The sequence below is a fragment of the Dyadobacter sp. HNCC25DJ183 genome (assembly GCF_056895175.1).
This window is the reverse complement of sequence record NZ_JBXHAP010000007.1, coordinates 1-19,660: the sequence shown is the minus strand read 5'-3', so window position 1 is coordinate 19,660 and position 19,660 is coordinate 1. Positions and strand designations below refer to the sequence as shown.

General features: G+C 51.6%; 13 protein-coding genes and 2 riboswitches. Of the genes, 11 read left to right on the top strand and 2 right to left on the bottom strand.

Annotated features, from left to right (window positions below):
* Positions 1-6: 6 nt before the first annotated feature.
* Positions 7-1,200 carry an acetate/propionate family kinase gene (locus tag AC1XTG_RS17895; RefSeq protein ID WP_484842888.1) on the top strand — a complete coding sequence of 398 codons (1,194 nt, stop codon included), beginning with the start codon at positions 7-9 and terminating at the stop codon, positions 1,198-1,200.
* A 53-nt stretch (positions 1,201-1,253) separates the two neighbouring features.
* Here AC1XTG_RS17895 and AC1XTG_RS17890 read toward each other — a convergent pair whose 3' ends face one another.
* The gene (locus AC1XTG_RS17890) at positions 1,254-3,953 is read right to left on the bottom strand and encodes a TonB-dependent receptor plug domain-containing protein (RefSeq protein WP_484842887.1); all 2,700 of its coding nucleotides are present in this window, start codon (positions 3,951-3,953) and stop codon (positions 1,254-1,256) included.
* Positions 3,954-4,137: 184 nt separating this feature from the next.
* Positions 4,138-4,761 carry a hypothetical protein gene (locus AC1XTG_RS17885; RefSeq protein ID WP_484842886.1) on the bottom strand — a complete coding sequence of 208 codons (624 nt, stop codon included), beginning with the start codon at positions 4,759-4,761 and terminating at the stop codon, positions 4,138-4,140.
* 127 nt (positions 4,762-4,888) lie between these two features.
* Positions 4,889-5,137: riboswitch (cobalamin riboswitch) on the bottom strand.
* Positions 5,138-5,258: 121 nt separating this feature from the next.
* Positions 5,259-5,402: riboswitch (cobalamin riboswitch) on the top strand.
* Between the two features lie 228 nt (positions 5,403-5,630).
* On the opposite strand from AC1XTG_RS17885, the gene AC1XTG_RS17880 reads away from it, so the two are divergent.
* The 10 genes from AC1XTG_RS17880 to AC1XTG_RS17835 all read left to right on the top strand — a co-directional run bounded on the left by AC1XTG_RS17880 (position 5,631) and on the right by AC1XTG_RS17835 (position 19,584).
* On the top strand, positions 5,631-6,974 hold the full coding sequence (locus AC1XTG_RS17880) for a cobyrinic acid a,c-diamide synthase CobB (RefSeq protein WP_484842885.1): 1,344 nt from the start codon (positions 5,631-5,633) through the stop codon (positions 6,972-6,974).
* A gap of 7 nt (positions 6,975-6,981) precedes the next feature.
* On the top strand, positions 6,982-11,265 hold the full coding sequence (gene cobN / locus AC1XTG_RS17875; protein WP_484842884.1) for a cobaltochelatase subunit CobN: 4,284 nt from the start codon (positions 6,982-6,984) through the stop codon (positions 11,263-11,265).
* 15 nt (positions 11,266-11,280) lie between these two features.
* Positions 11,281-13,254, top strand: coding sequence for a magnesium chelatase subunit D family protein (locus AC1XTG_RS17870; RefSeq protein ID WP_484842883.1), 1,974 nt, complete (start codon positions 11,281-11,283; stop codon positions 13,252-13,254).
* Positions 13,255-13,334: 80 nt separating this feature from the next.
* Positions 13,335-14,816: a cobyric acid synthase gene (locus AC1XTG_RS17865; RefSeq protein ID WP_484842882.1), complete on the top strand. Its 1,482-nt coding sequence runs from the start codon at positions 13,335-13,337 to the stop codon at positions 14,814-14,816.
* 6 nt (positions 14,817-14,822) lie between these two features.
* Positions 14,823-15,845, top strand: a complete 1,023-nt coding sequence (locus tag AC1XTG_RS17860) for a pyridoxal phosphate-dependent aminotransferase (RefSeq protein ID WP_484842881.1) — start codon at positions 14,823-14,825, stop codon at positions 15,843-15,845.
* Positions 15,824-16,762 (top strand): adenosylcobinamide-phosphate synthase CbiB, encoded by a 939-nt coding sequence (gene cbiB / locus AC1XTG_RS17855; protein ID WP_484842880.1) that lies wholly within the window; start codon positions 15,824-15,826, stop codon positions 16,760-16,762. The genes AC1XTG_RS17860 and cbiB overlap by 22 nt, the downstream gene beginning before the upstream one ends.
* Positions 16,762-17,298 (top strand): AAA family ATPase, encoded by a 537-nt coding sequence (locus tag AC1XTG_RS17850; RefSeq protein ID WP_056284548.1) that lies wholly within the window; start codon positions 16,762-16,764, stop codon positions 17,296-17,298. Before cbiB ends, AC1XTG_RS17850 begins: the two co-directional genes overlap by 1 nt.
* Positions 17,288-18,463, top strand: coding sequence for an ABC transporter substrate-binding protein (locus AC1XTG_RS17845; protein WP_484842879.1), 1,176 nt, complete (start codon positions 17,288-17,290; stop codon positions 18,461-18,463). The genes AC1XTG_RS17850 and AC1XTG_RS17845 overlap by 11 nt, the downstream gene beginning before the upstream one ends.
* Before the next feature lie 38 nt (positions 18,464-18,501).
* Positions 18,502-19,080 carry a cob(I)yrinic acid a,c-diamide adenosyltransferase gene (locus AC1XTG_RS17840; RefSeq protein WP_056284544.1) on the top strand — a complete coding sequence of 193 codons (579 nt, stop codon included), beginning with the start codon at positions 18,502-18,504 and terminating at the stop codon, positions 19,078-19,080.
* Complete coding sequence (locus AC1XTG_RS17835) at positions 19,081-19,584, top strand: bifunctional adenosylcobinamide kinase/adenosylcobinamide-phosphate guanylyltransferase (RefSeq protein ID WP_484842878.1); 504 nt, start codon at positions 19,081-19,083, stop codon at positions 19,582-19,584.
* Positions 19,585-19,660: the final 76 nt, after the last annotated feature.

The window sequence follows — 19,660 nt, the reverse complement described above, 5'->3', positions numbered from 1 at the left end:
AAGCCTATGAACATACTTGTCATCAATGCGGGCAGCAGCTCGCTCAAATACCAATTCTTCAGAATGCCCTCTGAGGCGCCTCTTTGCACAGGTATCATTGAGAAGATAGGTGCGAAAAATGCATTTATCAAACACAAAACGCTCTTTGGCGGCATCGAAAAGGTGCTGGAAAGCGAGGAACATATCGCTGATCACGCGGTTGGTTTAAACAAAGTACTGCGGCTCCTTTCTGATCCGGCAGACGGTTTGATCCAAAACACGGACGAGATTGCGGCGGTAGGGCACCGCGTGGTACATGGAGGGGATTATTTCTCAAAAGCCACACGCATTACGGCCGACATCAAAGAGAAGATCAGAGAACTGTCAGACCTGGCGCCGTTGCATAATCCCGTTAGCCTGGAATGCATTGAAGTAGCGGAAGCCACTTTCCCGAAAGCGGTGCAGGTGGCAGTTTTCGACACTGCATTTCACCAGACTATCCCGGAAGTGGCGTACCGGTATGCGATACCCGAGAAGCTTTATGAAAAGGATAAAATGCGTGTTTATGGTTTTCACGGGACGAGCCACGGTCACGTAACACAAAAAGCAATGCAGTGGCTCGGGAAGCAGGATGCCAGGATTATCAGCATTCACCTGGGTAACGGTTGCAGCATTACCGCCGTGGATAGTGGCCGGTCGGTGGATACAAGTATGGGGTTCGGTCCGTTAAGCGGCCTGATCATGGGTACCCGTTCCGGGGATATCGATCCCTCGGTGCTGCTGCATTTGATGGATAACGGAACGTACACACCCGATGAAATCAGCGACATACTGAACAAGCAGTCAGGCCTGCGCGGCTTTACAGGATCGAATGACATGCGCGACGTGCGCAGAATGGAGCAGGAGGGCAGCCGCCCTGCAAGCCTGATCCTGGATATGTATGCCTACCGGATCAAAAAGTATATTGGCGCTTATGCAGCTGTTTTGAATGGACTGGACGCCATTGTTTTTACAGCCGGGGTAGGAGAGAACGACGCCGCGATCCGTGAGGCGGTATGTACGGGAATGGACTACCTCAATATCCATCTTGACAAAGAAAAAAACAACATACGCGCAGGTAATATCCGTGAGATCAGCCGGGTGGGGGATGGTGTAAAAATTCTGGTGGTACCTACGAATGAGGAGCTGGAAATCGCTCAGCAAACGCTAGAATTGTTATAAAGATGTTATTGGGCCGGAGATTGTAAGGCAGCAATCCCCGGCCTTTTTGTTTGTTAAAACATAATCTGGTAACGTACCGAAACTGCTCTTCCGGGGAGGTTATAGCCTCTTTTTTCGTAATAATTTTCATCCGTTACATTGGCTACTTTCATGGTTAACGAATGCATTGGATTGATCTTGAAAGAGGCGGCGAGGTCGAAAACCATATACTGCGGGTATTCGATTTCGGGATTGACCGGGTCGCTGTAGTCAATATCCTTCCGCGTTCCCACCGACCTTCCCGAGAGCCGCACACGCAGCCACTTCCGGTTGTCATATTCCAAACCATAATTGAATGTATTTCTGGCCACATTCTGGATATCGCGGTTTGTAGCGGCGCCATCTGTTTCAATGATCAGCTCACGCGCTTTGAAGGTTGACGAACCGTTCCAGTAAGCGCGCAATGCATATCTGAAATCATTCAATGCGCCCAGATCGTACGAAATTTCAGTTTCAAGTCCGGATATCTCCGCGTCTGCCGCATTCACGAAAGTGGCCCGGGACACGATTATGTCGCCATTTGCCTGCGGCTCGCTGGTCGTTTTAATGATCTTGGCAATCCGGTTATCCACTTTGGTAGAAAAATAGGTAACACCGGCAGAGAAGCCCGACCTGGGTTTGGTGTAATGCAGGCCCAGGTCCCAGCTGAGGCTGCTTTCATTTTTGAGGTCGGCATTCCCGGCTGTCACCGCGATCCTGCCTTTCGCATCCCGCACCTCATTGTAACCAGCCACACTGTAAGCGTCGGTAGTTACGAATGCGCGGCCTAATGCACCTTTAATCTGGAAAAACGGCAGCACCTGGTAAGTCGCACCCAGGCTCGGACTGGTAAATGGGTTTGTTGTTTTGCCTGCTTTATAGGAAGGTAAAAGGGCCGTCTTGCGCACATCAAATGTGATCTGATCGTACCGAATTCCAGGTTGTAAAGTCAGTTTGTTGAAGGTAAGCAGCGCCTGCGCGTAAAATGCGGAAGAAATGATCGCATAGGCCGGCTGCGTGGGGCCGCGCTCGGTGGTGTCGTTTGTCCATCTTCTGCTTTTGGTAGCCGCATTCAGGTAATCGTAGCCGAGGATCAGCGCGTGATTGCCCAGCTTCCAGACATCTTTTACCTGTAAACCTTTCCATGCATTTTGTAGCTCAGCCGAGCGGAATGGTACCACGGGCTTACCGGATACATTCAGGGTGAAATTGCGGGTATTTTCTTCGGAGGTAAACACTTTCAGCGACGGGCTGTGGTTGCCGATCTTGCCGGAAATTGAAAAGTCTATGGCAGCACGGTCCACATTCTTGGTACTGGCTTCCGAACTTCCCGAAGAGATTTCGCCGGGCGATTCCACATCTTTCGCCTGAAAGCTCTCCCCACTTACATCCAGACGCCAGTTTGTGGCAAGCTGGTATCCCGCCCGCAGCCTGCCGGAGTAATAATGTAATTTTGTGAAAGGTCTTCTTTGTCCGTCGGTAACACTTTCATCCACATTTTCACTTAGGCCGGAAGCATAATTTTTCTGCGCATTATTGAAGCCAAATGTATTACGCAGCCAGTTGTTTTTGCCGATTTTATAATCTTTTGCACGTTCCAGATAGTTGAAAGAAAGGTCGTAATCAAGCTTTTTGGTGAGGTTACCTCCCGAATTCAGCCCGGCCTGAACAGTCTGGAAACTGCCGTATTCAGCAAATGTGGACCCCCTGTGGTCCCCCTTCGAACGCGCAGTAATTACATTGATCACCCCTCCCATTGCCTGCGAGCCATAGAGCGAAGACGCGGGACCTTTCAACACTTCAATCCGCTCAACGCCATTGAGGTTAATTTGTGAAAGGTTGGTCGCGCCGGCAGGCCGGCCATCGATCAAAAGCAGCGTCCGCTGGTTTAGTCCCGAGAACTGCGGCCGGAAACCCCTTATCCCGATACCGGAAGACAAATTGGGATACTGAATCACATCCACAGCAGCCGTTTTCCGCACAATATCAGTCAGGTCCGCCGATGGTGTCAGTTCAATATCACTCTTCGAAATCAAAACCATCTTCTGCGCAATAGCCTCCACCTTCGTCTCAAACCGCGTAGCAGTAACCACCACCGGATTCAACACATTCTGCCGAATAGAATCCGAACCCTGACCAAAAGAGAGGAGCGGAAGAAAAAGCGAAGCAAGGAACGCCAGGTGTGACGCCCACTCCACACCATAGCGCTCGCGCCTAGTTACACTGAGCGCACCGGGCCGCCGGGCGGGCAAAGTGAAGAAGCGTGACGCTATTTTGCTTCGACCGCCCGGCGGCCCGGTCCGCTCAGCATGACAAAGCGAGTGGAATTCAGGCGAAGTAGACAAGCGTGACGCCCCTATGCTTCGACTGCGCTCAGCATGACAAAAAGAGTGGACGGCATAAAGAAGGGAATGGACAGCATAACGAAGCGAGTGGAATGCACTCGAAGTGGACAAGCGCATCGCCAACTCCACAACACCGCTTCCCGCCTTTGTCACACTGAGCGGAGTCGAAGTGCAGAAGCGTGACGCCCCTATGCTTCGACTGCGCTCAGCATGACAAAGGGGGCAGACAACATGAAACGAAGAATGCAGAGCATTCAAAGTGAAGAAGTGCGCCGCCCTCGCCACAACACCGCTTCCCAGCTTTGTCACACTGAGCGGACCGGGCCGCCGGGCGGTCGAAGTGAAGAGGCGCGACGCCCGCTCCACACCACCGCGCCCCCACCTTGTCACACTGAGCGGAGTCGAAGTGAACGAGCGTGACGCTATTTTGCTTCGACTCCGCTCAGCATGACAAAGCGAACAAACAGCATGAAAAAGCCAACAAGCAACATAACAAACACTCCAAAAAGGAAAATACAAGTACCTCATTTAAAAAAAATTAACTTAGAAAATCAAAAGAATACAGCTACTACAATTACAGCGAACCCGCCAGTGTGATCGCTCCGATAATGATGGAGAATGTACCTACCAGGTAGTTGACGAGGCGCAGGAAGGTTTCGCGGTGGGAGACGAATTTGCTGATTGAGAATGCGAAAAAGTAGCCGTAGGCGGACATGGACAGGATAATGCCCAGACTTTGAATGACGATGATCCAGACTGCCGTGCGGGCGTCACTTGCGGCGAGCGTCAATGCCACTGCGCAGGCACCGCCTGTACCAGCCAGTCCGTGCACCATACCTACCCAAAAAGAGCGGCTGAACTTTTGAGAATGGACAACAGGCGGGGCAGAGGAGCTTCTGAAATTCCGCATCACTGCCACAATGCCCAGCCAGATCATCAGCGGTCCGACGAGCAGCTCAACTTTGCCGGAGACTTCCAGCGAAAAGGTGGATTTGAGCAGCAGTACCAGCACTGCGAAGAGGATGAGGGTAAAAGAATGTCCCAAAGACCAATGCGACGATCGCCAGATCAGTTTCCAGCGCTGGCCGGGACTGCGTTTTTCATCGGTAGCCAGTACTGAGACTGCCGCCATGTGGTCGGGTTCGAAGGAATGCTGCACACCGAGCAGCAGGGAGTCAATAAGCAGGAAATTGATCATCGAATAAAATTTAACCCTGCAAGCGCAGGCTGACTGATTTTATCCGGATTGGAACAGGGAAAACAGGGAAGAAGGCACGACGAAATACCGCCTGCCAAAATCCTCTCGCCTTTCTTCCCGAAAGCAAAACGGATATTTTCGAATGGCAGGTCTTCTGACTCGTTCAGTAGCTAACGCCTTCCCGGAAGTATAGTGAATGATTAATGAGTGAATGAGCGAAGGGTTTATTCACTCATTCAACATTCAAAATTCCTCTTCCAGTGGCAAATTGTTAGCTCCTTTTTTGTGAACTTACAGCAGCGGGTACTGCTCCGGATTTACACCGGATTCCCTTTTAATCACACCAGCGGCGTGAACCAAATGAGCCGCAAAGCTATATCTTTTTGAATGCCGTGAAGCAAAAATTTCCTGCCTGATAAAAAATGTCCCTCTGCCGCGCTGCCTTCCGGGATTTCTGCAAAATCGTGCTACATTTGCCACAAACAAGTTCTTTGCTATCTTTTTCCAACAGGAAAGGTTTTACTAACCAGTGAATTAATAGGGGAATCGTGTGAGAATCACGAGCTGTCGCGCAACTGTAAGTAACGTTCGAAATTTGTAACGTTACGAGTCAGAAAACCTGCCTTTTCTTTGTTGACAATGCTTTCGCGGAATGAAGCTAGTCTGATCTGGATATTGCGTTTCAGGGTTAATGCCCTGTACTCTCCATTGGGTTTTCTTCTTAATCCATTCTTCCTGTCTTTTCTTTTTTTCTGCCGATTGCATTGTGAGATTTAGCTAGGGCTCTCAACATTTTTGTTTGCCACGAATGCACGAATGGACACGAATGCGTGTACAGCCGGATAGGAGTGGCGTTAGCAGCAGAACCAATGACCCAGTCTCATTTTCTTATTTCTGCCCCGGCGAGCAACTCGGGTAAGACGACCCTCACGCTGGGTTTACTGCGCGCGCTTACCAGACGCAACCTGAAAGTACAGCCTTTCAAGTGCGGACCTGATTATATTGATCCCATTCACCACACCGAGGCAGCGGGGAGCCAGAGTATCAACCTCGATACATTCATGTCCTCCAATGCGCACGTGCAGGCCCTTTATGCAAAGTATTCGGCTCAATCCGATGTATCGGTGACCGAGGGTGTGATGGGACTTTTTGATGGCGCTCAGAAAATGGACGGCAGCAGCGCGGCAATTGCAGAATTGCTGGGTATCCCGGTTGTTTTGGTAGTTGACGCCAGGTCAATGGCGTATTCGGCTGCGGCTTTGTTGTACGGATTCAAAAACTTTTACCAACATATCTCCATCGCGGGAGTGATTTTCAACTTTGTCGGGACAGAGTCGCATTACCGTTTTTTGCAGGATGCCTGTGCAGATGCAGGCGTTGAGGCGCTTGGTTATTTGTCTAAAAACAGTGCACTGGCAATCCCGTCGCGACACCTGGGCTTGCATATTTCCGCGGAAACAGACTATGAGCAGATCATTGAAAGTGCAGCTCACTTGGTGGAGCAGACAGTGAACCTGGACCGGCTGCTGGAATTGACAAGGGGTAACATTAACCCCGGTGAAAGCAGCCCCGTTGGGTCAGCAAAAGAACCAGCCAGCAGGTTGAAAATTGCCATTGCCCGCGATGAGGCATTCACTTTTACTTACCATCAAAATATTGAAGCACTGGCCGGTTTAGGTCATATTACCTGGTTCAGTCCGATTCACGATCACGTACTTCCCGAAACGGATTTCCTCTATATCCCGGGCGGCTACCCCGAGTTGCATGCGGCAGAGCTGAGCGAAAACGAATCAATGCGGGCGAGTATCAAAGCTTACTGTGACGAGGGCGGTCTGGCCTTCGCCGAATGCGGCGGACTGATGTACCTCGGCGAGCAGCTTACGAATGCGCAGGGCGACACATTTGAAATGGCAGGTGCGCTCCCATGCAGCACCAGTATGCTGCATTCCAAAATGGTACTGGGTTACCGCACCGGAAACTGGGACGGGGTGCAGTTCAACGGCCACGAATTCCATTATTCCGGATTTACAAACAATAGCTTGACCGCCGGCAATGCGCTGATTACGAATGCAATAGGCATTGAAACAGATACAAAGCTCTACCGGAAAAACAACACCTTCGGCACCTACATGCACATCTACTGGGGCGAAACCCAAAGCTTTTTAGAAAATCTAATATCAAAAAGCCGACAGCCGACAGCCAACAGCCGATAGCCAAAACATGATCCAGCACAAACGCCAGCGTGTCACGCGCTCTGATGGAAAATCCATAAACCTGGTGCAGCGCAGGGGACATTTGTCCTACTGCTATAATGCCTGCTGCTGCGGCCGGGTTGACCGTGGCTATGCAGCTATACCCGTCGAGCTTTACAAGAGCGAGTGGCTGAAACGAAAGCTGCGGAATACAGTGCACCTGACCAAAGGCGGCTGCCTGGGCCCGTGTACACTCGCCAATGTGGTTACCCTGCTTTTTGACGGGCATTCAGTATGGTTTCACTCGATCAATAACGACTGGCAGATCGTCGCGATTTTCGATTATATAGAGAGCATGGTCAAAGCGGACAGGTACCTCGTGCCGCCGGCAGACCTGGCTGAGTATGTTTTTCAATTTTATACCTGGAAAGGATCTGAAAATGCGACTTTGTCCGGACAGACCGCTCTGCCAACAGAAGGAATTGTATTCCTTACTCACGCCGATACCGACCTGTTGGCGCTCAGCCGGGCTATGGAGTTGCTGCCTGATGAGTTTCCCAAAACGTCGGGAATGAGTTTAATGAGTATTAAAAGCGAGGAGCAAATGGCGCAGCTGCTGGAAAGGGAAATTGCTGAAGCCAAAATTATCGTGATCCGCATTCACGGCAGGTTGAGCAGTATCCCGGGCTTTAGCGAGCTGGTGAACCTGGCCAGGCAACGGCAGCAACACCTGATCGTGGTAAGCGGGACAGGTGAATTGAATCCCGAATTCGCAGCAGTGTCCACGGTGTCTCCTGCGATTTTGCAAGATACATTGAGCTACCTGCAAGCCGGAGGATACAACAACCTGGCTTCTCTGCTGTTTTATCTGTCGGACCATTTACTAATGACCGGCTTTGGCGCCGAGCCGGCAGCTGCATTGCCTGAGCACGGCATCTATCACCCCGACCTGCCCGAAAATGCAGATATAGCTGACTGGCTGAAATGGCACAATCCATCGCGTGCGACCGTGGCTATTACATTCTACCGCGCCCATTGGATCAGCGGGAATACCGCTTTTGTTGACGCGATGATAACGTCGCTGGAAGAACGCGGGCTGAATGCATTGCCTGTTTTTACATCTTCCCTGAAATCCACCGATGCGGCGAGCGGCAAGCCGGCTGCATTCCGGTTCTTTGAAGCGCCTGTGCGTGTGGATGTTTTGATTAATACGATCTCATTTGCAATTACAGATATTCAGCCTGCGGGCACGATCAGCAAACCTGTGGCTGCGCTTACTTCACTGGATGTTCCTGTTTTGCAGGCCATAACCAGCGGAATGGCGCGTGGTCCCTGGGAATCGTCGGCGCGGGGACTGAACCCGCTGGATACCGCGATGAATGTGGCTATACCCGAATTTGACGGTCGTATTATTACGGTACCTGTATCTTTCAAAGAAAAAGGCAAGGAGACAAAAGGCTACGAGCCACTGGCCGAGCGCGTCGACAGGGTTACCGGTCTCGCCCTTCGTTTCGCAAGACTGAAACATTTACCTAATCAGGACAAAAAGGTTGCCTTCATTTTCACAAACTCCAATACAAAAGCCTCACAGGTAGGAAATGCGGTTGGACTTGATGCGCCGGCCTCTCTGATGCATATTCTGCACGCCATGCAGGCAGAAGGATACCGGATCCAAAACCTTCCTGCAACAGGCGACGAGCTGATCCACAGTTTGATAGATCGCTGTTCTTACGATGAAAATTATCTTACACCTGCGCAGCTGGGCAATGCAGCCGGGCGCGTTGCAGCGGCGCAATATCAAGGCTGGTTTGAGGAATTGCCGCCTTTGATACGTGATAAAATGACCAAACAATGGGGGCCGCCTCCCGGTGAAACCTACGTACACAACGGGCACATTGCCCTCGCCGGACTTGAACTTGGGAATGCATTTGTGGCCTTGCAGCCGCCGAGAGGCTACGGAATGGATCCAGATGCCATTTATCACCAGCCCGACCTGCCCCCGACACACCATTATTATGCATTGTACCGCTGGCTCCGCGACGAATGGCGAGCGGATGCAATCGTGCATGTAGGCAAGCATGGTACATTGGAGTGGCTGCCGGGTAAAGGGATCGGTTTATCAGAAAACTGTTTTCCTGATGCTATCCTGGGCGATTTGCCGCTGTTTTATCCATTTATCATCAATGACCCGGGCGAAGGTTCGCAGGCCAAACGCCGTGCGCATGCCGTAGTAGTCGATCACCTTACACCGCCTATGACCTCGGCTGACAGCTATGGCGAGCTGGCGGAACTGACTCAACTGGTGGATGAATACTATCAGGTGGAAAGTCTTGATCCGGCGAAGCTGCCGCTGCTGCAAAGGCAGATCTGGGATCTGATCAGACAAACAAACCTGGATGCTGATCTCGCCGCGATGCTAAGCCGCGACCACGGCGATCACAAGCACGATTGGGACGACGAGATGACGCCGGAAGGGGTGCCGGTAAGTCTTACCGAAATGGACGGAAAAGATATTGCGCACTTGATCGAAGATATAGACGGTTACCTCTGCGAGCTGGGTGCCGCGCAGATCAGGAATGGACTGCATACGCTGGGTGAAATGCCCGCGGGACAGGCGCTGACAGATATGCTGCAATCGCTCACCCGCCTTCCCAACGCGAACATACCGGGCCTGCAATCCGAAATGATGCGGATTTTCGGTCTGGATACCGACGCAATTCTGACCAGAAAAGGCGAACGTTTACAGCAGGTACCCCATGCATTGCAGTCGCTTGCCGGCAGGCAGATTGTGACAGGCGCGGATGCATTGGATGCCATTGATGAACTGAGCAACCATTTGTTCAGCCTGCTGGGAAGTTATGGTTTTGATGTAAAATCGGTGGATCAGGCCATTTTTGAAACGATGGACTTTGTTCCTGAAAAACCTGAATTAGCAGGTTTCAAGCGCATTCTGGAATTTGCCTGCGTGGAACTTGTCCCTAATCTTGCCAAAACAGATGAAGAAATAACAAACCTGCTGCACGGACTTTCAGGAGGATATATTCCTGCTGGCCCAAGCGGTGCTCCTACGCGGGGAATGGCGCATATCCTGCCCACTGGCCGCAATTTCTATGCAGTTGATCCGCGGGTATTGCCTTCCAAGGCCGCCTGGGAAGTTGGTCAGCAGCTTGCGCGGGAGGTTTTGGAGCGCCATTTGAAAGAGACAGGCCGCTATCCCGAGAGTGTGGGGATCAGTATCTGGGGTACGAGCGCCATGCGGACGCACGGGGATGATGTAGCGGAAGTTCTTGCATTGTTCGGCGTGCGTCCGCTCTGGCAGTCGGAGAGCCGGCGCATTACCGGTGTGGAGCTTATCCCGCTTGTGGAACTGGGCCGTCCGCGTATCGATGTAACTACCCGCATCAGCGGCTTTTTCCGTGATGCATTCCCGCATTTGATAGAGCTGCTCGATGAGGCTGTGCAGCTCGTGATTGCCAGTGACGAGCCTCTCGACCAGAATTTCGTCCGCAGTCACTACCTGAAAGATCTTGCCGAATTACATAAAAACCAGGAACTCTCTCCCGAAGAAGCCGAAGCCCGTGCAGCATACCGCGTTTTCGGCGCGGCGCCGGGCACTTACGGTGCGGGTATATTGCCATTGATCGATGAGAAGAACTGGCATTCGGACGCGGATTTCGCGCATGCTTATGTGAACTGGGGCGGGTATGCCTATTCCAGAAATGCGCAGGGTGTGGATGCAAGAAGCGAGTTCAAAAACCAGCTCGCGGGCGTTGAAATCGCTTTGCATAACCAGGATAACCGGGAGCACGATATTTTCGACAGTGACGATTACCTGCAATTTCACGGCGGGATGATCGCTACCATCAGAAACCTCACAGGCCAGCAACCGAGGCATTACTTCGGCGATTCTCAAAATCCCGGTAAGCCCATCGTGCGCGACCTGAAAGAAGAAACTTTGCGCGTATTCCGCTCGCGCGTGGTCAACCCGAAGTGGATCGACAGCATCAAAAAGCACGGTTACAAAGGCGGTCTCGAACTTACCGCCACGGTCGATTACCTTTTCGGGTACGATGCGACTGCCAAGGTAGTCGACGACTGGATGTACGAAAAGGTAACAGAGACTTACGCGCTTGATTCTTCCATGCAGCAGTTTTTTGAAGAGAGTAATCCCTGGGCGCTGCACGCGATTTCGGAGCGGCTGCTGGAAGCGGCCCAAAGAGGTATGTGGGCCAACCCTTCGCCGGAAGCATTGGAAAGTTTGAAAGCGCTTTACCTGAAAAGCGAAGAACTCGTTGAAACCAGGAGCGAATAGGCGCATTTGAAATACATGAATTTGAACACAGCCATGCATTATTATCCGTTTTCCGCCATTGTGGGACAAGAAAAGTTGAAGCAGGCGCTGCTGCTCTGTGCGGTTAACCCTGCTATCGGCGGCGTGTTGATCAAGGGTGAAAAGGGTACCGCCAAAACAACTGCTGCGCGCGGCTTGTCAGCTGTAATGCCGCTGGTAAAACGGGAGCCTGATCCAATATTTAACTCCATTGAAACGGAACAATCTGACAATAATCAACTAGCTGAAAAAGATCACGAGAAGATCGCTCCGCCATTTGTGGATCTTCCCCTCGGCGCTTCGGAAGACCGGCTGATAGGCAGCCTCGATCTGGAAGCGATCCTGTCAGAAAAGAAGCGAAAGTTGCAACCCGGACTGCTGGCGGCCGCGCACAGGGGTATTTTGTACATCGACGAAGTGAATTTACTCGCCGATCATCTGGTCGATGTGCTCCTTGACGTGGCTGCATCCGGCATCAATACCATTGAACGCGAAGGCTTGTCGGCGAGTCACCCAGCCCGGTTTGTGCTCATTGGTACCATGAACCCCGAAGAGGGTAATCTCAGGCCGCAGTTCCTGGATCGGTTTGGACTAATGGTGGAGGTTGCCCCGCCGCAGGATATTGCAGAAAGGACAGAGGTGGTCAGGAGGAGAATGCAGTTTGAAGCGGATTCGGCGGCTTTCGAAGAGAAATGGCGCGTGTCTCAGCTGGCTTTACAGGAAAGGATATACCGTGCTCAGTTGTTGCTGCCGACTGTACAAATGCCCGATGGTTTGCTCACGCTGATCAGTCAGCTTTGTATAGAATGGGCTGTCGCGAGCTTGCGGGCGGATATTGTGATGTATAAAACGGCGGTTACGCTGGCCGCCTGGGCGGGAAGATCCGCTGTCATTGCCGATGATATTAAACAAGCTGCCCAGCTTGTCCTCATTCACAGATCATCTAAGGTCCCCGGGATGAATCCCGGGGCAATGGATTTTGCGCCTGGGCTTGCGCCTTCGGCTGAGCCTGAGCTTGCGCCTGCGGCTTCGCCTGAGCTTGCGGCTGAGCCTGGGCCTTCGGCTGAGCCTGGGCCTGCGGCTGCGCCCGGACTTGCGGCTGGGCTTGGGGATTTGGATTTTTTGGGCAAGGGCGAGGGGGCGGGGGGTGGTAATGAGGAGGTTTTTGGGGTGGCGGTTTTGGGGAATGTTCAATTGAAGTCGGAGGCGGCTGTGGTGGTTCCGGAGATTTCTGGTGGACGGAGGAGCCGGGCCTGGGATACTGTTAAAGGAATGCTGGTGCGGACGGAAAAGGATGTTTTTGCAAAAGATATTGCGGTGACTGCAAGTGTAATGCATGCCGTTTCGCGTGATCCCGATCGCATTGCGCTTTCGCGGGAGGATTTGCACAGGAAAGTGAAAAACGGCCGGGCCGGGCATCTGATCCTTTTTGTTGTGGATGCTTCCGGTTCCATGTCGGCCGGGAAGCGAATGGAGGCGGTGAAGGGAAGTGTGCTGACTTTGCTGGAAGATGCTTACCAAAAGCGTGACATCGTTGGTGTGATCTCTTTCCGTGGATTAAAGGCGGAAATTTTGCTGGAACCTACCGCCAGCACGGAGCGCGCGGGGCTGGCTATGCAGTCGCTTCCAACCGGTGGCCGCACGCCGCTTGCACATGCTCTGCAGCTGGCGCGGGAACTGCTGGATTCCTATAAAAGCAGACCGGGGATCAAACCCTTTCTCGTCATTTTAAGTGATGGAAAAGCCAATGTGCCACTCGCGGGCGGTGGTGATCCGTGGCTGCAAACCATGCAGCTAGCCACGCAGATCGCCGGTCTGAACATTACTTCTCTGGTACTCGATACAGAAAAAGGATACCTCCGTTTTGGTCGCGCGGCTGAGCTGGCGCAGGCACTTGGTGCAGAATGCGTGGCGCTGGATGATCTGTCGCGGGAAGGAATTACGGCGTCGGTTACCGGGCGTCTTGGCTAATGTCCATTGGGTAGTGGTTTTTTGTTTTGTAAAAAGATAATGTAAATGCTGAATAGCGCTTTCTGGACTGAATTTATACTATGTCGATAATCACACGATTGCGCCCGATCATGTTTGCCGGCACTGGCTCCGATGTGGGTAAAAGCGCCATAGCAGCTGGATTTTGCCGAATTTTCAGACAGGATGGTTTTCATCCCGCTCCATTTAAAGCGCAAAATATGTCGCTCAACAGCTACGTAACTGCGGACGGACTTGAAATGGGCCGGGCGCAGGTGATGCAGGCTGAGTCAGCTGGTATCCCGTGTCAGTCGGATATGAACCCGGTGCTACTGAAACCTACGAGCGACAAGTCTTCGCAGGTGATTTTGAATGGAAAATCCATTGGTAACCAGTCTGCTTACGAGTACTTTATGGCCAATGACAAGCAGGCGCTTTTTACTTCTGCAAAAGCTGCTTTCGACAGGCTTTCGGTTAAATATTCACCGGTTGTCATGGAAGGCGCGGGCAGTATTTCCGAGCTGAACCTGAAACACCGGGATATCACCAACCTTCGCATGGCAGCCCACGCCGGCGCTGCTACTTACCTGGTCGGGGACATTGATAAAGGTGGGATTTTCGGGAGCGTCTACGGGACAATCGCACTTCTGACAAAGGAAGAACGTGCCTGTATGAAGGGCATTATCATTAATAAATTCCGCGGGGATACCAGACTGTTTGAAGACGGAAAACGGATGCTTGAAGATCTGACCGAGCTGCCCGTCACCGGCATTTTGCCTTACTTTCGCGACATCTACCTGGAACAGGAAGATTCGGTCTCACTTGAATCCAAGTTCCGCAATGCAGCGCAGGGAAAGATCAATATCGCCGTGGTACTCCTCCGGCGACTCTCCAATTTTACCGACTTCGACCGCCTCGAAAATGACCCGCGCGTCCATTTGTTCTACACCCAGGATCCGGCCGAATTGGAAAAAGCATCCATTATCATCGTCCCCGGAAGCAAGAATACGATCGCTGATCTGCTCGTGATCAAGAATAACGGAATGGCGAAAGCGATTGTGGCTGCGCATAAAGCAGGGAAAACGGTAGTAGGCATTTGCGGCGGCTATCAGATGCTCGGAACAAGTATTGAAGATCCTTTTCACGTAGAAGGCAGCCTTGAAAGCATTCCCGGGCTCGGCATTTTACCGGTATCTACCATTTTACAAAAAGAAAAAACAACGCTGCAATGCCGGTTTACCTTTTCTCAAAATGGACACCCCGCAACCGGGTATGAGATTCATATGGGAACTACCGAAGTGAAAGGTACACCGTCGCCTGTTGTGACATTCGCAGACGGCAGGACAGACGGTTATTACCTCGATCATAAAACCTGGGGGACTTACATTCACGGTATCCTGGACAATGATCACGTGATCGATCACCTGCTGGGTCAGTATACCCCGGAGCTCGTGGATAAGCGACTGGATTTTCAGGCATTCAAGGAGCAGCAATACGATAAGCTTGCGGATTTGATCCGCGCTAATGTGGATATGTACCAGATTTACAATACCCTTAAATACTAGCAGAAGATGTTGAGCGGACACGGAGATGATGGTTACACTTTTGGGAAAGATATCGTTGCTAATTTCAGTACGAATGTCTGGTATGGCGGCGAGCCTGCGGGAATGAAGGAGTTTGTGTGGGATAAATGGAATGAAGTGAATAGGTACCCCGAGGTGACCGCAGAGCGGTTATCAGAGAAAATCGCCGCGCACCACGGACTGCAAAGCGGACAGATTCTGGTGAATAACGGGACCACCGAAAGCATTTATCTGATCGCCCAGCTGTTTTCCGGGCGTGCTACTACCATTCTCACTCCTGCATTCTCCGAATATGAAGATGCGTGTCACATTTTTGGTCACGAGCTGAGGTTTTTGCCCTGGTCAGAAGGCCTCGATCTGCCGCAGCTGCGCGCTGATCTGGTTTTTATCTGCAATCCCAATAATCCTACCGGAAAAATCTTTCCCGACCTGCTGTTCTGGATCAAAAGGAGCCCCGGCTGTCTGTTTGTGATCGACGAGGCATTCATCGATTTTACTGTAGGCGTCGAAAGCGCATTCAGTCTTTTGAAGACTTTCCGGAATGTGGTCATCCTGCGCTCGCTGACCAAGACTTATGCGATTCCGGGCTTGCGGCTGGGTTATATAGCCGGCCAGGAGGAGCTTGTATCCCAGCTGAGGAGTATCAAGCAGCCGTGGACTGTGAATGCATTGGCGCAGGCAGCCGGCCATTTCATTTTTGATAATTACGACAAGATCAAACCCCCTGTGGAACAGCTGCTTTCCGATAAACTGGATTTTCTTAATCAGCTTAGCTCAAATGAAGCCATTGAAACCAGCGAAAGTGCGACACATTTTTTTCTATGTAAAACGCTGGTAAGAAGCGCCGGGCACCTCAAACAGTTCCTGCTCGATCAACACGGCATTCTGATAAGGGACGCAGGAAATTTTCGTGGGCTCACACGTCAGCACTTCCGGGTGGCAACACTTAGTTCGCAGAAAAACAGCTTGCTCGTTCACGCATTGGAAGAATGGAAAAAGCTGTACTACTGATTGTCCCGTTGCTCGCGGGCTACATGCTGGACCTGTGGCTCGGCGATCCCGAAAGCTGGCCTCATCCCGTAAAGCTGTTTGGTAATATGATCGCGTTTGGTGAAAAGAGGCTTAATAGCGGCAATTACAGGTTTGTAAAGGGGATGCTGCTGACTGTATTGCTGGTGGTTTCAGTCTTTCTTTCATTTTGGTATTTAAACAAAATCACCGCGGCTATTCCCTGGCTCTATCTGCTGCTGAACAGTGTGCTGGTATGGTACGGGCTCGCCAACAAAACGCTGATCCGGGAGGGTAGGGAGGTATTTCAAAAGCTGGAAATGGAAGGTGTAGCGGCGGGCAGAATGCAGCTTTCGCGTATTGTGGGCCGGGATACTTCCCGATTATCCGCGCAGCAAGTACGGATTGCGGTACTTGAAACCATGTCGGAAAACCTCAGCGATGGCGTGGTAGCACCCTTGTTTTTCTATCTGGTGGCAGGTGTGCCGGGTATGATGGCTTACAAAATGGTAAACACGCTCGACTCGATGATCGGCTACCGGAATGCGCGTTACGAGCAATTCGGCAAGTTCGCGGCCCGGCTTGATGATGTTTCCAACCTCATTCCTGCAAGGCTGACCGCATTTTTAATGGTATTCGTTACAGGAAGCTGGCGCGGACTGGACTTTATGCTCCGGTTCGGGAACAAACATAAGAGTCCCAATGCGGGCTTACCGGAAGCAGCGCTTGCCGGCATTCTCAATTGTCGTTTCGGTGGGCCGAATGCGTACCACGACGTACTCGTCGACAAACCTTACATAGGTGAAACGGAGCGCGAAATAGCTCCCTGCGAAATCGCAAATGTAAGCCGGATCAATCATCTCGTGTGCTTTGCGATGATACTGCTGGTGTGCATTATCATGTATTTAACAATTAACTGATGCCCTCAATTATCATAACAGGCGGTCCTGGTTCAGGCAAATCAACCTTGCTGGATGCATTACAGGAGCAAGGATTCAATACGGTGCCCGAAGTATCACGCGGGCTGATCCGCGAGCAGGTTGCATTGCAAAGTACCTGTTTGCCCTGGCTGGATCTGAATGCATTCGCAGCCCTTTGTCTGGACAGAATGGAGGCAGATTTCAGGTCTGCTGATGCAAATGCGATTACTTTTTTCGACCGGGGTATCCCCGATATTGTGGCTTACCTGCGGGTGGGCGGCCTGGAATCAAGCCCGGTACTTTCGGCGGCTGTGGGCCAATGGAGGTATGCGCCCACCGTTTTTGTCGCGCCGCCCTGGGAAGCGATCTATATCAATGACGACGAACGCTGGCAGACGTTTGAAGAGTCGGCGGTTTTGTATGAGGCTGTTTGTCAGGTGTATCAGGAGGCTGGCTATCATGTCGTTACGCTTCCATTTGGTACAGTTGAAGAGCGGGTCAGGTTTGTATTAAAAATGTTGATCAATGAATTTTAAACAAAACATCCTGCTTGCTTCCCTGCTTTTTTCGCTCCTGCTTGGCTGTAGCAGCTCGTCTTCGCTTTACGAAAGAAATGAAATCCGCCGGGGTGGAAATGAGCGCTTTTCAGGCGAATTGCAGGTGAAATATGCAAAAGGTTTCAGGATCAGCTACCATAAAACATTCAAGGTGGTCCAGATCGCCAGCCCGTTTGAAAAAGCGGCTGACACGATCACCTACCTGCTGGTACCACGTGGTTCAAAACGGCCCAAAGTTTATCCTGAGGCGCAGGTGATAGAGATTCCGGTACGAAGTCTTGTGGCAATGTCGTCCATGCACATCGGGCTGGCGGGATTCCTGGAAGCGGAGGATGTGCTGGTAGGGCTGGGGAATGTACAATATGTATCGTCGCCGCGCGTGATTGAGCGAATTAAAGCGGGCCGGATCGTGGAAGTGGGAAAAGACCAGGCCTTGAACGAGGAAAAGCTGATCACCATGCACCCCGACCTGATCATGGCGACGGGAAGCCCAGTATCCAAAATGAACCATTACGCAGCATTGCAGGCCGCGGGTATCCCGGTACTGATCAATTCGGAATGGGTGGAAACCACGCCGCTCGGCCGCGCTGAATGGGTGAAGCTGATGGGCGCACTGCTCAATAAGGAAGCCGAGGTAAATGCAAGATTCGCGATCGTGGAAAAGGAGTATAACCGGCTTGCCGCAATGGGCCGGAATGCAGCTGTAAAGCCAAGTGTAGTCACAGGAATGAGCTCGCGGGATGCGTGGTTTGTACCCAATGGAAACAGTTATGTCTGTCAGTTTTTGCAGGATGCGGGGGCTACTTACCACTGGTCGGGAACGAAGGCCACGGGCAGTTTGCCGCTTAGTTTTGAAGCAGTATATCCCATTGCATTGCAGGCCGATTACTGGCTGAATGTGAGTATAGGGAATATCACAAAGAAGGAGCAGATCCTGGCAAAAGACACGCGTTATGCTGATTTTAAGGCATTTAAGTCAGGACAAATTTTTAATTATAACAAAAGAACAAACGAACAGGGCGCCAATGATTACTGGGAATCCGGCGCAGTAAACCCCCACGAAATACTAGCCGATCTCATCCAAATCCTCCACCCGGAACTACTGCCTGGAAGGGAGCTGGGGTATTATAGGAGGGTGGAGTGAAGACTTTGGCTAATAGCCAACAGCTAACAGCAAAAAACATGAAAATCTACACTAAAAAAGGAGACAAGGGAACTACGGGATTATTTGGCGGGAGCCGGGTATTTAAGGATGATGTGCGCGTGGAATGCATTGGGACGCTCGATGAGGCCAATTCGACGATCGGGCTGCTGCGCGTGAAGCTGGGTGAGACGCATGAATGGCAGGGTAACCTGCAAAAGATCCAGAAAGATTTAATGGATATGATGTCGCACCTGGCGCGGCCTTCGGATGCGAAAAAGGAGAATAAAAACCCGATGCCGGTAGACGGAGCGGAGTTTTGTGAACAATGGATAGATGCGCTCGAAGCGGCAATGACTTCACCTTCGGACTACTTCCTGCTGCCGGGCGGAAATGAAGTTTCGGCGCTTTGTCACGTGGCGCGTACCCAAATGCGCCGGGGAGAGCGGCGGCTCGTATCCCTGATCAAAACCGACGAAGTGCACGAGGCGATACCTGCCTATATCAACCGGCTGTCCGACCTGTTTTTCACATTGGCCCGGGCAGAAATGGACAAGGCTGGTGTGGCCGAAGAAAAGTGGCAGCTCTTCCTGTACAAACGATTTAAAAGCGCCGAATAAATGATCATTTACGTAAGTGGCGGAGCCAGGAGCGGGAAGAGCAGCTATGCGCAGCAAATGGCATTGCAGCTTAGCGAAAATCCCGTTTATGTAGCCACGGCCAGGATCTGGGACGAAGATTTTGCCCGCCGCGTGCAGCTGCACCGGAACGAACGCGGCACGGAATGGGAGCTGATGGAGCAGGAGCAACACATTCATTTGCTGCCGCTGCACCACCGCGTAGCGGTGATCGACTGCGTGACCCTCTGGCTGACCAACCTGTTTATGGCGCATGAGCAGGACATTGAAGCAGCGCTGCAAGCTTTTAAGGCTGAGATCGATGCGCTCGCCTCTATGCCAGGGACATTTATAATCATTTCAAATGAGATCGGAATGGGGTTGCATGCAGATACAGAAGTCGGCAGGAAGTTTACCGACTTGCAGGGGTGGGCCAATCAGTATGTTGCTGGAAAGGCTGAAAAGGCCGTGTTCATGGTTTCGGGACTGCCGCTTTTTTTGAAATAATGTCTCGTCCTGAAATATCGATACAGAAAAAACGCATCGATATGGAAACAGAAGAAAGTTATGTTCGGCGAACGCA